Consider the following 18,247-nt stretch of genomic DNA (forward strand, 5'->3'; position numbering starts at 1 on the left):
CTTATGTCTGGCACTGCATCCGAATTTGAAACATTTCGCCCGTAGGGAGCTTCTCTGTTCGAATGCGTTCACTTCCGAGTACGGATCTGACCCGCTTCAGGATATTCAAATCCGCAGGTATGTCACTTCCTTCAAAACGGACGATAACATCATTCTGATCCATACCGAAAAAAAGTGTCAATCTGCGCACTTCTCCCCAGGACGACCGGCCCCCGCCATATTGATACGCACGCACCGTTTCTATGACGGCCGAGGCAAGCGACTCGCCGTCTTCGGGAGACATGACAGCGTCTAACTTTAACTGCTCCTCAACCTGTACCGACAACTGTAAATTACCGGCGTTCACGCGAAAAGACTGCAAATAAAACACCAGTGAGGGAATACCCAACTTAGATATTTTACTGTCTTCCGCCACGCGCCCTTTTATTGTTTCCACATAAGCAACAGATTTATCATGCTTATTCATACGAATATATCCATAAAGCACTTGCAAGTCATTCATCCAGTCATGCCGATGATGGTTAAGCATTGAAATCGCTGTACGCTCAAAAGAACGCAAAGCAGCTTTCCGCTCATACTCGACCTGTCTTTGCGTATACCACATACCAAAGCATGCAGCAACTACAGACCATACTGCTAATAAGATAATCGTTAATACTTCAGGATAGAGCAGTGAAAAAACCAAAGGAATCAGAATGGAACCCAACGCCAGATAAGGCGCTCTTATCCGCTGGAACATGGCTTCTCTCCGTTCTGCGAAATTAAATGGATTATTAAAGAACCTTAATCCAGTATAGCACAGACTAACTTTCCAGTTCATTACCATCATGCAAAAAAGCCTCCGACAAAAGTGCCGGAGGCTTTTCAGCGTGTCTAAGCCGCTATTAAGCTTCTACAGTAGCTGCTACTGGAGCAACGTCGATCGGGTAGATGCTCACCTTTTTGCGATCACGGCCCCAACGTTCGAACTTCACAACGCCGTCCACTTTCGCGAACAGAGTGTCGTCCTTACCGATGCCCACGTTCGTGCCCGGGTGAATTTTCGTTCCGCGTTGACGAACCAGGATGCTACCGCCGGTAACTGCTTGACCGTCAGCACGTTTCACTCCAAGACGTTTCGATCTACTGTCACGTCCGTTTTTTGTGGAACCTACACCTTTTTTCGATGCGAATAATTGAAGATCCAATGTCAATTTCAACATGATGTCTACCTCCTTCTTTGATTATTTTCTATTTGAATATACTTACCGTATGATTCAGCAATACTTGTCAGCATAATCACCATGGACTCCAGCAACAGTTGAACCTGTGCGTTCGCATCATGATAACTTTCAGGAGAAAGATACGCGCTTAAAAAGCCGTTTTCCATTTCCGTTTCCATCTCAACGTCCGTAAGAGCTCCAATCGAATTGACAGTTCCTACCGTTACCGCTGAAACGCCAGCACATACGATATCCTCGCCAGATCTAGCGAAATTCGCATGCCCTTTAACGGAAAACCCCTGTATGCTGCCATCCTCCAGTCGTGTAATACGCACGATAATCACTTATCGCACCCTCTTACGCTTGGATTTTTTCAATCGTCACTTTCGTGTACGGTTGACGATGACCTTGCTTCACATGGTAGTTCTTTTTAGGTTTGTATTTGTATACGATGACCTTTTGACCTTGACCATGCTTCTCAACTTTAGCTGTTACAGAAGCTCCAGAAAGAAGCGGTGTACCTGCTGTCAAGCCATTGTCGCCGGACACTGCCAGAACACGATCGAACGTTACAGTTTCACCATCATTAGCTTCCAACTTCTCGATGAACAATACGTCGCCCTCTTGAACTTTGTATTGCTTACCACCTGTTTCGATAATTGCGTACATTTGCTTGCACCTCCTTATGTCTCAGACTCGCCTAATAGCAGGTGACAGATTCCCTTAGGATACTGTACTTCAGTACCTGATTGGAGCGGTTACAGCATGTGCAGCCAATCTTACGCATCACACATACTAAATGATTGTAGCACAAGCTTTGTACACATTCAACCTTTAGTTTTAAAATGATTTTTGGTTTCGCACCGCTCTACACGAGCGTCTTTTCCTCACGCACTTTTTTACGGGTCATTTCCAGCAAACCTAACCGCGTCCAACCGACAACATAAGATTTGGTCCGATCCTTCTTCAATCTTGCTTCCAGCACAGAGGATACTTCCCGACGATTCTCCTCTTGTTCCATGTCAATAAAATCAATGATGATGATACCACCAATATCACGCACACGTACCAGGCGGGCAATCTCTTCGGCTGCTTCAATGTTAGTCTGGGTCACCGTCTCTTCCAGATTACTGCCTCCCGTAAACTTCCCCGTATTCACATCAATGACGGTTAATGCCTCCGTATGATCAATGACAATATAACCGCCGCCCTGCAACCATACCTTTCGCGCAAAATCGCGTTCCAGCTGCTCATGAATGCCATAAGCTTTAAAAATTGTTTCTTCTGCACCACGAAATATACTTACATGAGCTTTCGCAGGACCAATCTGTTGCAGCATTATTTCTGCGTCCTTTGCTTGCTCTTCACTGTCAATAACCAGTTCATCCTGTTCAGGTGTAAACACATCCCTAATCAATCGCTGAACGATACTTAAATCCCGATGTAATTCGCACGGAGCCGAGTGTTCACCAGCTTTACGCTGAATAGCCGCCCACTGCTTACGCAGTTGATTTAAATCATTTTCAATCGCCTCTATACTCATGTCTTCCGAAACGGTACGGATTATGAGTCCTTCCTCACTTGTGCGTAGCTGCTCTCCCATTGCTTTCAAACGGGTACGTTCGCCCTCACGTTCGATCTTCTTGGATACGGCCACATAATCAGCACGGGGCATATATACGATCCAGCGACCCGGAAGTGAAAAATGAGTGGTGACCCTGGCTCCCTTGCTACCAACAGCCTCTTTTAATACCTGCACTACAATTTCCTGCCCCACCTTTAACACTTCTGAAATGGATGGCTTTACCTCCGGCTGCTTGTCCAAATGAGCATGAAGTACGTCATCTACATACAAAAAGGCATTCTTTCGCTGTCCAATGTCAACAAAGGCGGCTTGCATACCTGGTAGCACATTGACCACCCTCGCTTTGAAAAAAGAACCTAGAATTCCCCGTTTTCGCGGTAATTCAGCCGCATATTCAACCAATCGTCCCTCTTCCAACAGCGCCATTTGGGTCATCTGCTGCTGGCATTGTACAATCATTTGCTTCATGGTTTTTCAACCTCTCTGGATACAGCCTCTTCCTTAACTCATAAAACATTATTTGGGCTTGGGTTCTCCACCATCTGGCGGGCGTGTCGCAAAATAAGAGCGAATAAGACGTTGCTCCGGCAGTACGGCTACAATCCGTCCCTGTTCATTCATAACATAAACCATATGATACCGATCTCTTCTGAAAAGACGCAAAATAGGCTCCAAATGTTTCACTGGCAGGGATACAATAGGTAAGGCAATACTCCCCTTAGCTACTTCGCGGTAAAAAAGCTCGTCCCTCCCCAGCAAAAACCGTATAAAACGGTAAGGGATATTCCGATAATCCACAATATTAGAATAAAGCAAAAAAATCCCTACCGCCAGCAGATTTAAATGCATAGGTCCATTTTGCCTTAACAACGGTGAAATACCATACATACAAAATAGCAGACTCGTTACGATACTGGCTCTAAAAGTCCACACTAATGTGCGGTGATAAGAACAAGATAAGCTAATCAATGACTGTAATATTTTTCCACCATCAAGTGGTAAAATGGGCAGCAAATTAAACAGTGCAATAACTGCATTCCCCTGAATTATATAATTTACATAATCATACTCCAGCCCACTCACATTTCTGAACCACAAAAGGATGATGATCATGATTCCGTTTTGCAGGGGCCCCGCTAGCGCAATGACAATCTCCTTCCACGCATTGAGCTTCCCCTGATCCTCAATGACCGCCACTCCTCCAAAGGGTAACATCTGTATGGAAAGCACCCGCGCGCCCAACAACGAAGCAGCTGTCGCATGACCTAGCTCATGAATAAACACCAATGTAAATAAAGTTATGATCTCGATAAAATGTCCAGTTAATATAGAGGTCAGCATAACCAATACAAACAGTGGATGTAATGATAAGGTCACCCCTCGGACATTAATCAAGGGCTACCACTTCCGACGGGTCAATGTATTGATCCCCTCTCTGAACTGCCAAAAACAAAGTTGCCGCCTCGCTGCCACTGTGACTTGCTGGCAGTACACCGATCTCATCTCCCTCCTGAACCCAGTCGTTCACTTTTAAGGTAGAGCGGGAAAGCCTTCCGTAAGTTGCTGTGATACCGCCAGTGTGTCGAACTGTAACCGAAATCCCGCTTTTGGGATGATTTAATATGTCTAATACTCGTCCTGCATCTATACTTTTAACAGCGATTGCCCCGTTGTCGGTAACATTCGGCGTAATTTCTACTCCTTTAAGGCTCAGTACAAAAGGCTGTGTTATGTTGCCTTCGATCGGTGGAGATCCCTTTCGACTTGCATCAACCTTGTGCGTTTCATGCTCCTCGCCAAAAATCGGCAAAAAGGAAGGAGCTCCGTCAAAATAAGTTTCATACCATTGTCCGACGGCTGCAAAATCCATATCCTTATTCAAGGCATCCGCAATAAACATTCTCAAATTCACTGCATAGGGAATATCCCAACGAAACATTCCCCATACCATTCCAAATAACACCGTTGCTATGACTGATCTTCGCCAAAAGGAAGTCCAAAAAGACGGACCACGATTCGTCCCAAAAGATTGCTGCCAGCGTTGCCGCTCATTTTTCCACTCAGTTTCTGGGTCTCTGGGCGAGTTGGCACTGACTATAGGCATCGACTTCATATCTTTATCCCCGTGCCTGTTCTGATATATGCCAGAGGGATACGTCTCCGCTTTGCTTCCCGCGATTAGCTGCTGTATACGTTCTTCTCTGCGCTGCTTGATTCCGGAATTTTTATTCATCCTGTTCAGCCCCCTCAGCGAGGTATGTTTGATACATCTTATGAGGACGGGCTTCAACTTATGTTGTCTGGTTCGGGAATACGCACCTAAAAATCAAAAAAAACCGGCGCTAGCGCACCGGTTATGTTTTGTATTTATGATATTTATGTAGTGACCATAAATTTTGAGAAACTGTATTATGGAAATTTAAAAAACAAACCAAAAACACTTAAATAAGATTACTACTTATTTAAGTGTCTAGTATTACAAATGAATACTACTACAGCGCCTACCTTAGAACCAATGGAAAATCACGTAGGAAGTGTGGAAGCAATTTACCAGCCATAACTTCCTGTTTTCCTCATCCACCCATACCAAAAAACTTCTTAAAGCGTGTCATCACGCTTTTCTTCTGGTCTAGCTGCATGAGGGGCACTGTATCGCCCAAAATCCGTCTCGCAATGTTACGGTAAGCAATCGCGGCCTGTGAATCTGGATTCATAACGGTAGGCTCCCCTGTATTAGCTGCTTTAATTACCATTTCATCATCCGGCACAATCCCAATAAGGTCTATGCTAAGCACTTGTAAAATCCCGTCAATATCCAGCATATCTCCGGATTTAACCATGCTATTGCGAATGCGGTTAACCACCAACTTGGGTGATATCACATGTGAGCTTTCCAGTAAACCAATTACCCGGTCTGCATCGCGTACGGCTGCATTTTCCGGAGTGGTCACAACAATGGCCTGATCCGCTCCGGCAATGGCATTTTTAAAGCCTTGTTCAATACCCGCAGGGCAGTCGATCAATATATATTCAAAATCCTTTTTAAGCTCCAAAATAATATCCTTAACCTGCTCCGGCGTAACAGCACTCTTGTCCTTGGTTTGAGCGGCTGGCAGCATATACAGCTCCTCAAAACGCTTGTCCTTAACCAGTGCCTGATTTAAACGGCAACGACCTTCCGCTACATCAACAAGGTCGTAAATAATCCGGTTTTCCAGACCCATCACAACGTCTAGATTACGCAAACCGATATCCGTATCCACCAAACATACCTTTTTGCCGAGCAGTGCAAGCGCTGTTCCTATATTGGCTGACGTCGTCGTTTTGCCGACGCCGCCTTTTCCTGAAGTGACGACGATAGCCTCTCCCATGTGCTACACCCCTTTGAACACGTTAAAATCGCGGCCCAGACGCACAATATTGCTCATTTTATCTATTTGCATAGCGCCATCCTTGAGATACGCAAATTCCATACCGGATTCACGTGTCTCCCATTCGTCTGGTGGACGGCTGATCATTTCGGAAATTCGCAGCTGTGTCGGTGCAAAATAGGAAGCCGCAATAATCGCTTCACTATTTCCCTCCATCCCTGCATGCGCCATGCCTCGCAAAGCGCCGAGGACATAAATATCACCAGTACATGTTATAATTCCACCCGGGTTTACATCTCCCAAAAAGAGTAGGTTCCCATTGTGATGAAGCACTTGACCAGAACGGATAATCCCTGTCACCGTGTGAATAGGGGGCTTTCCCTGCACTTCCACAGGCAGTCCAGGTGATTCTACAGACCTGATGAGCAGATTCCCCTTCTGCTTCAAAATCTCCAGAATACTTTCCTTCTGTTCCTCTGTCACTTCTCGGCTTCCCAGCTTAATATCCACATGAATGATCGGGCCTGTTAAAATATTTTGATGACTGTGCTCCAGCTTAAAACGCAGCTCACCCAGCAAATCCTCAAACTCGCATTGATCGTCCAGCAGGAATACCAGGCCATCTTTGATGCCTTTAATCGTGACATGATTCGATTTCACCGCCATTAGCCTGTCCCTCCTATCTCAATCATTTCGTCCCCGGGACGTCAAATCCCTGCTAACCCGGACAAAATGTGTGTAAAAAGACCTAGACAGCCTCTTCCTTTTTCACACGGGTACCCAAACGCTGCAATTGCTTGCGAACTGGGACATAAATGATGAGGGCGAACAGAAAATGGATAAATAAATCAGGAATCATATACTGAGCAAGTGCCCAATTGAAAGTCTGATGATTCAGCTGGAACAACTGATCAATAGCAAATAGCATAGAATCCAGCAGGAAACTACCAATCAACACGGCTGCCATCATAATGGGCATCTGCGCACGTCGAGCTGTAAAAACAAGCCCCAATAAGTATGCAGACAACCCCATTGCAAAAGAATAAGGTCCAATGATAAACCCGTAGAACACTACATCATGAATAAGTCCAAAAACAATACCTAGCACCAATGCTGTATGACGGCTGTAATACACAGACACAAACAAGATCACGACATACACAAAATTCGGAACCATTCTTGAATGCCAACTATCCGGAAGAAGCCATGGAAGAATCGTCCCTTCAGCTATAAACAGTACAAACAGCAGCAGTATTAGAACCTGACCGCGCATCTTCATTATTCCGGTACCTCAGGAGTGTAGAGGATGAGCAATTCTTTCCAATCCACAAAGCTGGCTGCCGGTTTAATAATCGCTGTCCGTGTTTTGCCAAACTCTCCAACCTGAATCTTCTCTACCGTTCCAATCATTAGGTTTTTGCGGAATTTCCCGCCTGCGCCAGACGTAATAATCTGATCACCCTTTGCGATTGGATCTTTTTCCTCAATGCGAGTCATTTGAAATCTGTTCGTACCCGGATCATAGCTTTCAATCATACCAAACGATTGATTTTCCTTGCCCAAGACTGTCGCTGCAATGGCATAAGAATTCGGATTTTTAGGATCCAATGTAGTCAACAGTGTAACGGTGGACGTAAAATTCCCCGTTTGACTAATGACTCCTACAAATCCTTCAAGCGAACTGACTTCCTGACCAACCTTCGCTCCGTCCTTCTCACCAATATCGATCACAAGCGTTTTGGAATCATTGCTGACACTGTTCACTTGAGCAACACGATAATCATAATTATTCTTCGCCTTTTGCGTTTGGGTGAACTTCAGTTCATTCTGCAGTCTGGCATTTGTTTCAACATAATTATGGGTCTGAATCTGGTCACGAGTCAGCTTTGCTACAGCAATTTTTAACCGTTCATTTTCTTCGTAGATGCTGCGCATATTTCCGATATCTTCAAAGAAGCCCGCTATTGCTGAAGCGGGCCTGTAAAAGATACCTTGCACAAAGCCAATTGAATCTCTGGCGAACTTCTCGGGCCAGGTTAAGGAATTTCTCTGTCCAAGTGTAATCCCCATAAGGGCAATAAACAGAACGATTCCGATCAATAGAACAAATAGTCTTTTATTGCCAAACAGCTTAAACAGTTCCTACACCCCCGATTCAACGTTTGGAACGGACGGCAGAACTGCTGCGCGATTTGAACAAATGAATATTTTCCAGCGCTCTGCCTGTACCGATTGCCACACAATCCAGAGGATTTTCCGCTACGATCACCGGCATTCCGGTTTCACCTGCCAACAGCTTGTCCAGATTACGCAGAAGTGCTCCACCACCAGTAAGTACGATTCCTCTATCCATGATGTCCGCTGCCAACTCGGGAGGGCATTTTTCCAGTGTTACTTTGACCGCATCCACGATTGCATTGACTGTATCCGATAACGCTTCGCTAATTTCATCAGAAGTAATCGTGATCGTCTTCGGCAAACCTGTTACCAGATCACGTCCGCGGATTTCTGAGGTTTCCACTTGCTCTAATGGCATAGCTGAACCAACTTCCATTTTCAGTTGCTCTGAAGTCCGTTCACCAATCATCAGATTGTATTGGCGCTTCACGTATTGGATGATGGACTCGTCCATTTCATCGCCAGCCACACGCACGGAGCGGCTTGTTACAATCCCGCCCAGGGAAATGACTGCCACTTCGGTTGTACCTCCACCGATATCGACAACCATACTGCCTGTAGGCTCCCATACAGGAAGATCAGCGCCAATTGCTGCTGCAAACGGCTCCTCTATCGTATATGCCTCTCTTGCGCCTGCTTGCTTCGTCGCATCTTCAACAGCACGCTGCTCCACCGCAGTAATGCCTGAAGGCACACAAACCATCACGTTCGGATGGCGCGGAAACAAAGAGCGTTGTGCTTGCGCCTGACGGATAAAATATTTGATCATCGTTGCTGTCGTATCAAAATCAGCAATGACACCGTCCTTCATCGGACGAATCGCACGGATATTTCCCGGTGTGCGACCGATCATTTTTTTCGCAGATTCACCAACAGCCTCAATGGTTTTTGTATCTGTACGCAAAGCGACTACAGATGGTTCACGAACCACAATTCCTTTACCTCTTACGTATACAAGCGTGTTTGCCGTCCCCAAGTCTATTCCCAAATCTTTTGTAAAGCCACCCAGCATGATGTAATCTCCTTTTCTCTTCCCTGAAATCTGTTATACATGTATAAACGGTTTATTCAGGCCGGATTATCCGGTCGTATTTAAATGTTTGATTTAAATATTATATTATATCAGACCTTGTTCCTTCAAACTTACAAAGGTCCCGTCCCCGATCACAATATGATCAAGCACGTCGATACCTACGATGTTGCCCGCTTCCATCAGGCGGCGAGTCAACTGGACATCCTCCGGGCTTGGCTTCGGATCACCGCTCGGATGGTTATGAGCGCAAATGATTGAAGCGCTGCTGCATTTGATTGCTGCCCGAAATACTTCACGAGGATGCACGATGGCAGAATTCAGGCTACCCATAGATAGTGTTTCCTGAGCAATGACATGATTTTTAGTGTTAAGGAACAAGCATACAAAATGCTCTTTCTGCAAATAACGAAGCTGCTCAAACAGCAGATCAGCCACATCCCGCGGGCAACTAATCACCGGGGTCTCCAAATGGCGAGACAATGCTAATCGACGCCCCAGTTCGATACCCGCTTTTAGCTGTATCGCTTTAGCATCCCCAATGCCCTTAATCTGGGTCAACTCGCTCAAGCTCATATCCACCAGTTGACGCAAATTTCCTGCCTGCTGCAAAATACGCTGCGCTAAATGCACCGAAGACTCATTTTGCGTTCCTGTACGCAGCAATATTGCCAGCAACTCCGCGTTGCTTAAGGCATCCGCCCCATATGTCATCATGCGCTCTCTTGGTCGTTCTTCATGGGGGAGGTCGCGAAGCATCAGTATTGGCGACTCCAGCATATGTTTATCCCCTTTATGGACGCAACACATTCACTCCAAAATCGGACAGCATGTCCGACAGCAAGGAAAGCGGCAATCCTACGACGTTAAAATAACAACCCTGAATAGATTCCACCAGCGTAGCACCCATGCCTTGAATGCCATACGCTCCTGCTTTGTCAGACGGTTCACCAGTATTCACGTATGACACAATTTGCTCTTGACTCAGAGGCTTCATTGTAACCTCCGTTTGGCGATGTCTGACAAGCATTTCGCCGGTTCCGGTATGTATGCAGGCTACCCCGGTGTACACACGGTGTGTCCTTCCCTGCAATGCAGTCAGCATGCGAACCGCGTCCGCATGGTCGGCAGGCTTGCCCAATACCGAACCATCCAGCACGACAATGGTATCACTGCCAATCACCAGTCCGGCTTCCTTCGACTGAGCGGCAGTGTTCACGACCGCTTCGGCTTTGCGTGCCGCAAGGGTCTCCACGATTTGCTGAGGCGTCCAGCTCTCAGGCGTGCTCTCATCCGCATGACTCGGCACCACCTCAAAGGGGAATCTCAAAAATGCGAGCAATTCCTTCCTTCTTGGTGAAGTCGATGCCAGAATAATGCGGGGCGTAATTTTCCCGTCCATAAGGGAAGCTCCTTTTCATCAGTTAGAGCCTGCGGTACAGCCAGAACGCGGCAATGATGCCGATCAGACTAAGCAGGCTCAATTCAAAATTTATCGTTATGTTGTAGCTGATAATATCCAGGTCCGCTCTCGGCGACCAAGATATCCTAGTGGGGTGGGTCAGAAAGGAAAGGAACTTGATCGATTGAAGGGCTTTGGCAATCCATGCACCCAAGAGCCAACCGAGCAACAAAAACAGTATAAGCATTCCTACATTTTTTTTCATCCTGATCTTCCCTCGCCATTTTTTGACACCTTCATTATTATACGGTGATTTGTACTGCAATACAAACAGAAATCCGGCATGGGGAACTATTTCCAGTTCCTTGCCGGAAAATATGGTTAGCTTATTGTTTTATGAATTGGATAAATTCCCTCTCACGCAAAACATATTCCATCATGGAGGATTGAATCTCCCAAATGTGTTCCTTGGCTGTGTTCTTGTTATATTCCCCAATTGCAGAGATCGCACTGTTCATCGCCTTTTCAAGTGAGGTTGCGGAGACAGCCGCTTCCTTCGAAAGCCCAGTGGGAAGTGCAGTGATATTTTGTGTCCACTGCTGATGCAGGTCGTTCAGCTCCTTCATGTCGGAGGCTGGCACCGTATTCGGACCTCCTTCTCCGAGCAAGGTTGAGGAAAGTCCGCTCAACTTACCCACCAATGAACTGCTTAACTGAAAAAAGCTAGTGAGTTTATCACCTTCGCCTCCGTAAGCTGCTTTTTCGAATCCAGGTAATTCAAGCTCACGAACATACAAATCGACTCCTTGTGTTTTCAACTGATTGCTGAGCAACTTGGCTTGCTCCCTATCCGGCGATATTCCTGCATATACCCGGTTTTGGTCCTCGGTATCCCCTCCTGCTGCAATGCCTGCCTTCAACAGTTCTTCTTTTGCTTGTAAGGCCCGTTCTGGAGTGCTGAAAACCCCATATTGCAGCAAATAGTAGGTTTGTGGAGGTACCTGAGCCTCTATGACAGTGACAGGGACAGAATTCTCTTTTGCAGATATTGCATCCACACCAACAGATTCTTTAAAGACCGGTACTGCCTCCTCTACTGAAGGATCTGATCCCGGGACCATGCCTCCTCCGTTAAACAGTAACAACATAATATATCCAAACATGCCTCCGGTCACCAGCGCGCTGGCTACAGAGCCAACCAGTTTCCATCTTGAAGGGTGGGGCGGACGCTTTCTGTACTCTTGGACAGAATGATAAGCTTCCTCATCCTCTTCCAGGCTATCTGGTAGAACTTCCGCATCTGACCAGGAAGCCGCCGAACGACCAAAGGGGTCATCCCATCCCTCTTGTACTCTTAATGTTGGAGCAAAACGCCGACTTGAAATGCGTTTGTTCAGATCCTCAGGCTCGTTGATCTCTGATTCTTGCGTAGCTACAGTATTTTTCTTCATTCCTCTGTTCCGTTCCGTTCCTTTATGCGAGTTATCAGTTTCACGCTGTTCGTTCGTAATCGACTCGTTTTTGTACGGAAGCACCTGTAGCTTATCCTCCCGGCTTGTCTCCGGCAACTGTTGGTCGAACCGGAATGTCATCTTGGTCTTGTTCATGGATGCACTCCCTCCTTGTCCCATACTTCCTCATAGTCTGTTGTATGAGTCAAGCTAAGAATATATGCCCCAGCATTACAAAAAAAGGGTATCCCGAAACACAGTCGTGTTCGGAATACCCTCGAATAAATGTAATTCATTGGCGTAACAGCTCATTTTTATACGTATTACACTTGCTGTCCGCGAAGATGGCGCGCTAACGCGTCACCTGCTTTCCAGATATCTCCCGCTCCCATCGTCAGCACAAGATCACCCGGCTGTAAGCGATCTTTCAACTCCTCGATCACAGCTTCTTTGGTCGGCAAATAGATTGCATTCGCATTGCTGTTTTGGACGATTAAATCCACGAGCTTGGAAGAATGCACGCCTTCAATCTGTTTTTCTCCCGCTGGTGAATAAATATCGGTAATTATGACTTCACTAGCCTCGCTAAACGCGCGGCTGAACGCATCGAGCAGGAAAAAGGTGCGGCTATAGCGTTGCGGCTGGAATACAGCAATAATACGTTTGCCAGTCGCTCTCGCTGCGCTAATCGTAGCCTCAATCTCTGTTGGGTGATGCGCATAGTCATCAATAATCAGTATGTCATTGCTTTCACCTAGTACTTGAAAACGACGCTTCGCGCCGTGAAATTCCACAATTGTCGCAGCGATTTGATCGAATGGAATCCCTGCTTCCAAACATGAAATCACAGTCGCCATCGCATTATACATGTTATGTTTACCCGGCACTGATAGTTCGATCGTTCCGAGTGCTGTTCCCTTGCGGCTCATAGTGAAGCTTAATCGACGGTCACCTAATTGGATATCTGTCGCCATATAATCCGCTTCATGCTCCACTCCATAAGTAATGACCCGAGTCTGGAGTTGAGGCAGCATTTCCCGGATGTTCTGATCATCTGCGCATACAATAGCCGCCCCATCCGGTCGAATTTGACTCAAAAACTGTACATAGGCACTTTTCAGACGATTAAAGTCGCCATCGTAATTTTCCAAATGATCCGCTTCAATATTGGTTACGATGCCTTGCCAAGGATGATATTGCAGGAAAGAACCATCACTCTCATCCGCCTCAGCAACGACAAACTCGCTTTTACCTGCTTTGGCATTCGTTCCCAAATTCGTGATTTCGCCGCCAATAATATACGTTGGATCAACGTTACATCTCTCCATAACCAGAGCGATCATGGAAGAGGTTGTCGTTTTACCGTGCGCACCCGCAACAGCTATTCCCTTACGTTCGTTAAGCAAGCGAGCCAGCATCTGCGAACGGTGCAGAGTTGGAATATTCAATTCCTCCGCTGCCACCCGCTCCACATTGTCACGTGACAATGCTGTTGAATAGACGACGATATCCGCGCCTGCAATATGCTCAGGCGTGTGTCCAATATATATTTTTGCGCCTTTTGCCGCCAGTTTTTCTGTCAGTTCTTGTGATGCCACATCTGAGCCAGTCACGGTATAACCCATCTCCAGCATGACCCGAGCAATCGCGCTCATCCCATATCCGCCGATACCGATAAAATGAACATGTTCCGAAGTAATCAACAAATTTCACCAACCTTTTTCCGAATCGGTTTGATACATAAGGGTAGCCCGTACATCCGCAATAAGGTACAGCGTGCCGGACACCACCCCCAGATCTTCCGCTTCCGTATGTGACTGAAACAGGCCAAGAGCCTTTTTCCAGTCACCTTCTACAATTATTTTTAAATCCGTTTTGGCATAAGACGGCCGCAGCTTCTCCACGAGATGAGCCAATTCAGCGGCATTCATTTTGCGGCGAAAATCGGGCTCGGTCAGGATAAGCGTATCCACTAGTGGCAGTATATGCTGCAAGTATGCTTCATGATGCTTGTTTGACAGCATCCCCATCATTAAAACCAATTTTTTGTACGAATACACTTGAGGAAGACTCTTGGCCAGCGTCTGTGCTCCTTCTGGATTATGAGCTCCATCAAGGACAATCCTCGGCGAGGTACTGACTTGTTCGAGACGCCCTGCCCAGGCAGTTTGCCTAAAGCCCTCCAGCAATTCTGCATCATCCAACACAAAAGCCATATACTGACGTAGGACCTCAAGTGCCATCATAGCTCCTGCCGCATTAGAACATTGGTGCTCGCCTAACAACGTGATGTCAATTTCCATATGTCGGAAGGGCCCCGCGAATGAAAAGGTCTGAGCTGTTTCATCCCCATTTAGCCGTTCATACGTAAACTGTTCTCCTGCCAGGTACAAGGTAGCTCCTTGCTTTGCCGCCGTTTCACGTATGACCTGAATAGCCTCGGGTTGGGAAACACAACTGACGACAGGTACACCCGGTTTGATGATACCAGCCTTTTCCCTTGCAATCTGTTCGAGCGTATCTCCCAAAATATCCGTATGATCATAGCCGACATTCGTAATAACCGAGACGATTGGACTCACGATATTAGTTACATCCATCCTTCCCCCGAGACCTGTCTCCCATACCACAACATCTGGGAAAGATACCGTAGCATAGTATAAAATAGCCAACGCTGTCGATACCTCAAACATCGTAGGTGATCCCAATTCACTATCTGCGATTTCTTTCACCAACGGATACAAGCGATTGGCAAGCAAAACCAGCGTTTCATCGGGAATATCGGTCCCATTGAATTGAAAACGGTTCGTAAATCGGGTGATGTACGGAGATGTAAAAGTTCCGACATCGTACCCACATTTCAGTAGCACAGAGGTCAGAAAGGCACAAGTCGAGCCTTTACCGTTGGTTCCCGCAATATGCACAAACTTCAGATGTCGTTGCGGATCACCCAACTTACTCATTAGCTGTTCAATTCGTTCCAATCCGGGTCTGATGCCAAACGGAATCAAGCCGTTAATCCATTCCACTGCTTCATCATAGCTTTGTAAAGGAGCCGTATCTCCGCCCCTGATCGTATCTGACATCCTCTTCACCTTCAGGTCATTTTATTGTGAGTGAAATTATCCCTTGAGTTCTTCAATACGTGCGATAACTTTAGCGCGCTTATCTGAGTAATCGGCTTGCTTGGCCTTTTCTTCCTCGATGACTTTAGCTGGTGCCTTCGCCACAAAGCCTTGGTTAGATAACTTTTTCTCCACGCGCTCCACTTCACTGTTCAAATGCTGAAGTTCTTTTTCCAGTCTGCTAATTTCCTGGGCAATATCAAGCAGTCCGGCCAGCGGCAGGTATAGCTCTGCGCCGCTAACTATAGATGTCATCGCTTTATCTGGAACGGTGAATTCTAATCCTGCGTCGAATTCAGACGTATTACAGAATCTACGTACATATTCCCCATTGCGGTTAATGATATCGAGAACGGCTTGATCGCCGGGTTTTATGAGCAATTCAATTTTCTTACTCATTGGCACGTTGACTTCAGCGCGGATATTGCGTACAGCGCGAATTACGTCGATCAGCAAATTCATTTCAGCGACTGCATCCTTATCCTCAAAAGCCGGATCATAAACAGGCCAAGCGGCCAGTGTAATCGTTTCTCCCTCATGCGGGAGATGCTGCCATATTTCCTCAGAGATAAACGGCATGAACGGATGAATCATGCGCAGCGTCCGATCCAATACATATGCAAGTACGGATTGCGTTTTCTTTTTCGCCTCTGCATTGTCGCCATATAGGGAAAGCTTCGCAAACTCAATGTACCAGTCGCACAAATCATCCCAAATAAAGTTATACAGAAGGCGGCCTGTCTCGCCAAATTCATAAGCATCTATTAGACGCGTGATGTCGCGTGAAGTTTCGTTTAGACGATGCAGGATCCAACGATCAGCAGTGCTCAAGTCACCAGTAATGTCTATATCTGCCGAAGTGACGCCTTCCAGATTCATCAGCGCAAAGCGTGACGCATTCCAGATTTTATTGGCAAAGTTACGGGCCTGCTCCACCCGCTCCCAGCGGAAACGAAGGTCTTGCCCAGGCGTGCTACTGGTGGAAATCATATAACGCATGGCATCGGTACCATATTGGTCAATCACGTCGAGCGGATCAACACCGTTGCCGAGGGATTTGGACATTTTTCTACCGTCCGCATCACGAACCAACCCGTGCATAAGTACGTCCTTGAACGGTATCTCTTCCGTAAACTCCAGCGCGGTAAAAATCATACGCGATACCCAGAAATAAATAATGTCATAGCCTGTAACCAAGACATTAGTCGGATAGTAGCGTTTGAGGTCCTCTGTCTGCTCAGGCCAGCCCAGTGTCGAAAACGGCCACAAAGCCGAGCTGAACCAGGTATCCAGCACATCCTCATCCTGTTTTAGCTTTCTGCCAGCGTACTCAGGCAAAGTTGTAGGGTCCTCCGCTGATACAATAACTTCTCCGGTTTCCTCATCGTACCAAGCCGGAATACGGTGTCCCCACCATAATTGACGGGAAATACACCAGTCACGCACATTTTCAATCCAATGCAGATAAGTACGTTCAAAGCGATCCGGTACAAAGTTTACCCCGTTGCCAGCCTTCTGCACTTCAATCGCTTTAGCTGCCAGAGGCTTCATTTCCACAAACCATTGTGTGGACAGATAAGGTTCTACAACTACACCTGTACGCTCACTGTGGCCTACTTGGTGTACGTGCTCTTCAATACGAATCAGTACGCCCTGCTCTTTCAGATCAGCGACGATTTGCTTACGGCAATCGCTACGATCAAGGCCCTGATATTTGCCTGCTTCGGCATTCATCGTTCCCGTTTCGTCCATCACCGTAATTTGTGGCAGCTGGTGACGTTGTCCCATTTCAAAGTCATTCGGGTCGTGAGCCGGTGTAATTTTAACCGCGCCGCTACCGAAATCTTTATCAACGTAGTCATCCGCAATGACCGGAATTTCCCGTCCGATGATTGGGAGCACAAGCGTTTTGCCAATCATTTGCTTGTAGCGTTCATCTTCCGGGTGTACAGCTACAGCTGTATCGCCCAGCATCGTTTCAGGACGTGTAGTAGCTACCGTAATAAATCCGCTACCGTCTTTAAGTGGATATTGCAGGTGATACAGATTTCCGTTCACCTCTTTGTATTCCACCTCAATGTCCGATAATGCAGTACGTGCAGCGGGGTCCCAGTTAATGATGCGTTTACCGCGATAAATCAGACCCTTCTTGTACAGTGTAACGAATACCTCGCGTACCGCTTGGGACAGTCCCTCATCCAGCGTAAAACGCTCACGAGAATAATCGAGAGAGAAACCCATCTTTTCCCATTGATTATGGATATTATCCAGATAAAGTTCCTTCCACTCCCACACTTTCTCCAAAAACTTCTCGCGGCCCAAATCATAACGTGTCAGGCCTTCTTCACGCAGCTTTTGCTCTACCTTTGTTTGGGTAGCAATACCCGCATGGTCTGCCCCTGGCAGCCACAAGGCATCATAACCCTGCATCCGCTTGGCGCGAATAATAATATCCTGCAAAGTAAAGTCAAGAGCATGTCCAATATGCAACATACCTGTAACATTCGGTGGTGGAATAACGATTGTAAAAGGCTCTGCCTCCGGATGTTGCCCGGCGCGGAAATAGCCCTTCTCCATCCACGTTTTGTACCATTTTTGTTCTGCTGATTTTGGATCGTACGTTGTTGGCATTTCCAAGGTTGTCTTGTTGTCTTGTTCTGACATATCAGGATACCTCCATGATTTTTCAATTGGCAAATAAAAAAAGCCCTTCATCCTCAAAGGACGAAAGGCTGTTCTCTCGCGGTACCACCTTTGTTTCACCCCTAGTGTATGTATCCACTGATCCATTACACATGGTGTGACACTTTATGCAGATAACGGTTGCGGACCGGCCTTATTCTACCGTGAACCTCTTATCTTCCGTAGGAATTAAATGAGGAACCGTTCAAACAGGCGACTCC

Annotated in this window: 19 protein-coding genes and 2 other annotated features (1 of these 21 only partly in view); all 19 genes read right to left on the bottom strand. The window is 46.6% G+C overall.

The window, feature by feature from the left end; translation table 11 throughout:
• Position 1: 1 nt before the first annotated feature.
• The gene (locus MKY24_RS20345; protein WP_053326604.1) at positions 2–739 is read right to left on the bottom strand and encodes a Spo0B domain-containing protein; all 738 of its coding nucleotides are present in this window, start codon (positions 737–739) and stop codon (positions 2–4) included.
• A 145-nt stretch (positions 740–884) separates the two neighbouring features.
• A complete protein-coding gene (gene rpmA, locus MKY24_RS20350; protein ID WP_013311590.1) occupies positions 885–1,202 on the bottom strand; it encodes a 50S ribosomal protein L27 in 318 nt (105 codons plus the stop codon).
• 5 nt (positions 1,203–1,207) lie between these two features.
• Positions 1,208–1,546, bottom strand: coding sequence for a ribosomal-processing cysteine protease Prp (locus tag MKY24_RS20355; protein WP_339200745.1), 339 nt, complete (start codon positions 1,544–1,546; stop codon positions 1,208–1,210).
• A 13-nt stretch (positions 1,547–1,559) separates the two neighbouring features.
• Complete coding sequence (gene rplU, locus MKY24_RS20360; RefSeq protein WP_013311592.1) at positions 1,560–1,871, bottom strand: 50S ribosomal protein L21; 312 nt, start codon at positions 1,869–1,871, stop codon at positions 1,560–1,562.
• Positions 1,872–1,884: 13 nt separating this feature from the next.
• Positions 1,885–1,972: a sequence feature (ribosomal protein L21 leader region), on the bottom strand.
• 98 nt (positions 1,973–2,070) lie between these two features.
• Positions 2,071–3,255, bottom strand: a complete 1,185-nt coding sequence (locus MKY24_RS20365; RefSeq protein WP_023989948.1) for an Rne/Rng family ribonuclease — start codon at positions 3,253–3,255, stop codon at positions 2,071–2,073.
• Positions 3,256–3,303: 48 nt separating this feature from the next.
• Positions 3,304–4,182 carry a M50 family metallopeptidase gene (locus MKY24_RS20370; protein ID WP_023989949.1) on the bottom strand — a complete coding sequence of 293 codons (879 nt, stop codon included), beginning with the start codon at positions 4,180–4,182 and terminating at the stop codon, positions 3,304–3,306.
• Positions 4,175–5,020, bottom strand: a complete 846-nt coding sequence (locus MKY24_RS20375) for a peptidoglycan DD-metalloendopeptidase family protein (RefSeq protein ID WP_023989950.1) — start codon at positions 5,018–5,020, stop codon at positions 4,175–4,177. The genes MKY24_RS20370 and MKY24_RS20375 overlap by 8 nt, the downstream gene beginning before the upstream one ends.
• Before the next feature lie 340 nt (positions 5,021–5,360).
• A complete protein-coding gene (minD, locus tag MKY24_RS20380) occupies positions 5,361–6,158 on the bottom strand; it encodes a septum site-determining protein MinD (protein ID WP_013311596.1) in 798 nt (265 codons plus the stop codon).
• Positions 6,159–6,161: 3 nt separating this feature from the next.
• Positions 6,162–6,824, bottom strand: a complete 663-nt coding sequence (gene minC, locus MKY24_RS20385) for a septum site-determining protein MinC (protein ID WP_013311597.1) — start codon at positions 6,822–6,824, stop codon at positions 6,162–6,164.
• Positions 6,825–6,906: 82 nt separating this feature from the next.
• Positions 6,907–7,437, bottom strand: a complete 531-nt coding sequence (gene mreD, locus MKY24_RS20390) for a rod shape-determining protein MreD (RefSeq protein ID WP_023989951.1) — start codon at positions 7,435–7,437, stop codon at positions 6,907–6,909.
• Entirely contained in the window at positions 7,437–8,258 is an 822-nt protein-coding gene (gene mreC / locus MKY24_RS20395; RefSeq protein ID WP_023989952.1) for a rod shape-determining protein MreC, read from the bottom strand. Before mreC ends, mreD begins: the two co-directional genes overlap by 1 nt.
• Before the next feature lie 55 nt (positions 8,259–8,313).
• The gene (locus tag MKY24_RS20400) at positions 8,314–9,348 is read right to left on the bottom strand and encodes a rod shape-determining protein (RefSeq protein ID WP_013311600.1); all 1,035 of its coding nucleotides are present in this window, start codon (positions 9,346–9,348) and stop codon (positions 8,314–8,316) included.
• A gap of 105 nt (positions 9,349–9,453) precedes the next feature.
• Entirely contained in the window at positions 9,454–10,146 is a 693-nt protein-coding gene (gene radC / locus MKY24_RS20405) for a DNA repair protein RadC (protein ID WP_025722728.1), read from the bottom strand.
• Between the two features lie 13 nt (positions 10,147–10,159).
• Positions 10,160–10,768: a Maf family protein gene (locus MKY24_RS20410; RefSeq protein WP_023989954.1), complete on the bottom strand. Its 609-nt coding sequence runs from the start codon at positions 10,766–10,768 to the stop codon at positions 10,160–10,162.
• A gap of 22 nt (positions 10,769–10,790) precedes the next feature.
• Positions 10,791–11,033 (bottom strand): DUF4321 domain-containing protein, encoded by a 243-nt coding sequence (locus MKY24_RS20415; protein ID WP_023989955.1) that lies wholly within the window; start codon positions 11,031–11,033, stop codon positions 10,791–10,793.
• A gap of 121 nt (positions 11,034–11,154) precedes the next feature.
• Entirely contained in the window at positions 11,155–12,375 is a 1,221-nt protein-coding gene (locus tag MKY24_RS20420; protein WP_023989956.1) for an SPOR domain-containing protein, read from the bottom strand.
• A gap of 167 nt (positions 12,376–12,542) precedes the next feature.
• Entirely contained in the window at positions 12,543–13,922 is a 1,380-nt protein-coding gene (gene murC / locus MKY24_RS20425; protein WP_013311605.1) for a UDP-N-acetylmuramate--L-alanine ligase, read from the bottom strand.
• A gap of 6 nt (positions 13,923–13,928) precedes the next feature.
• The gene (locus MKY24_RS20430) at positions 13,929–15,305 is read right to left on the bottom strand and encodes a folylpolyglutamate synthase/dihydrofolate synthase family protein (protein ID WP_339200748.1); all 1,377 of its coding nucleotides are present in this window, start codon (positions 15,303–15,305) and stop codon (positions 13,929–13,931) included.
• A gap of 36 nt (positions 15,306–15,341) precedes the next feature.
• Complete coding sequence (locus MKY24_RS20435) at positions 15,342–18,008, bottom strand: valine--tRNA ligase (protein ID WP_023989958.1); 2,667 nt, start codon at positions 18,006–18,008, stop codon at positions 15,342–15,344.
• 53 nt (positions 18,009–18,061) lie between these two features.
• Positions 18,062–18,247: a binding site (T-box leader), on the bottom strand; it runs 99 nt beyond the window's last position.

Origin of the sequence: Paenibacillus sp. FSL P2-0322 (genome assembly GCF_037975315.1) — a bacterium.
Lineage (GTDB): Bacteria > Bacillota > Bacilli > Paenibacillales > Paenibacillaceae > Paenibacillus > Paenibacillus polymyxa_B.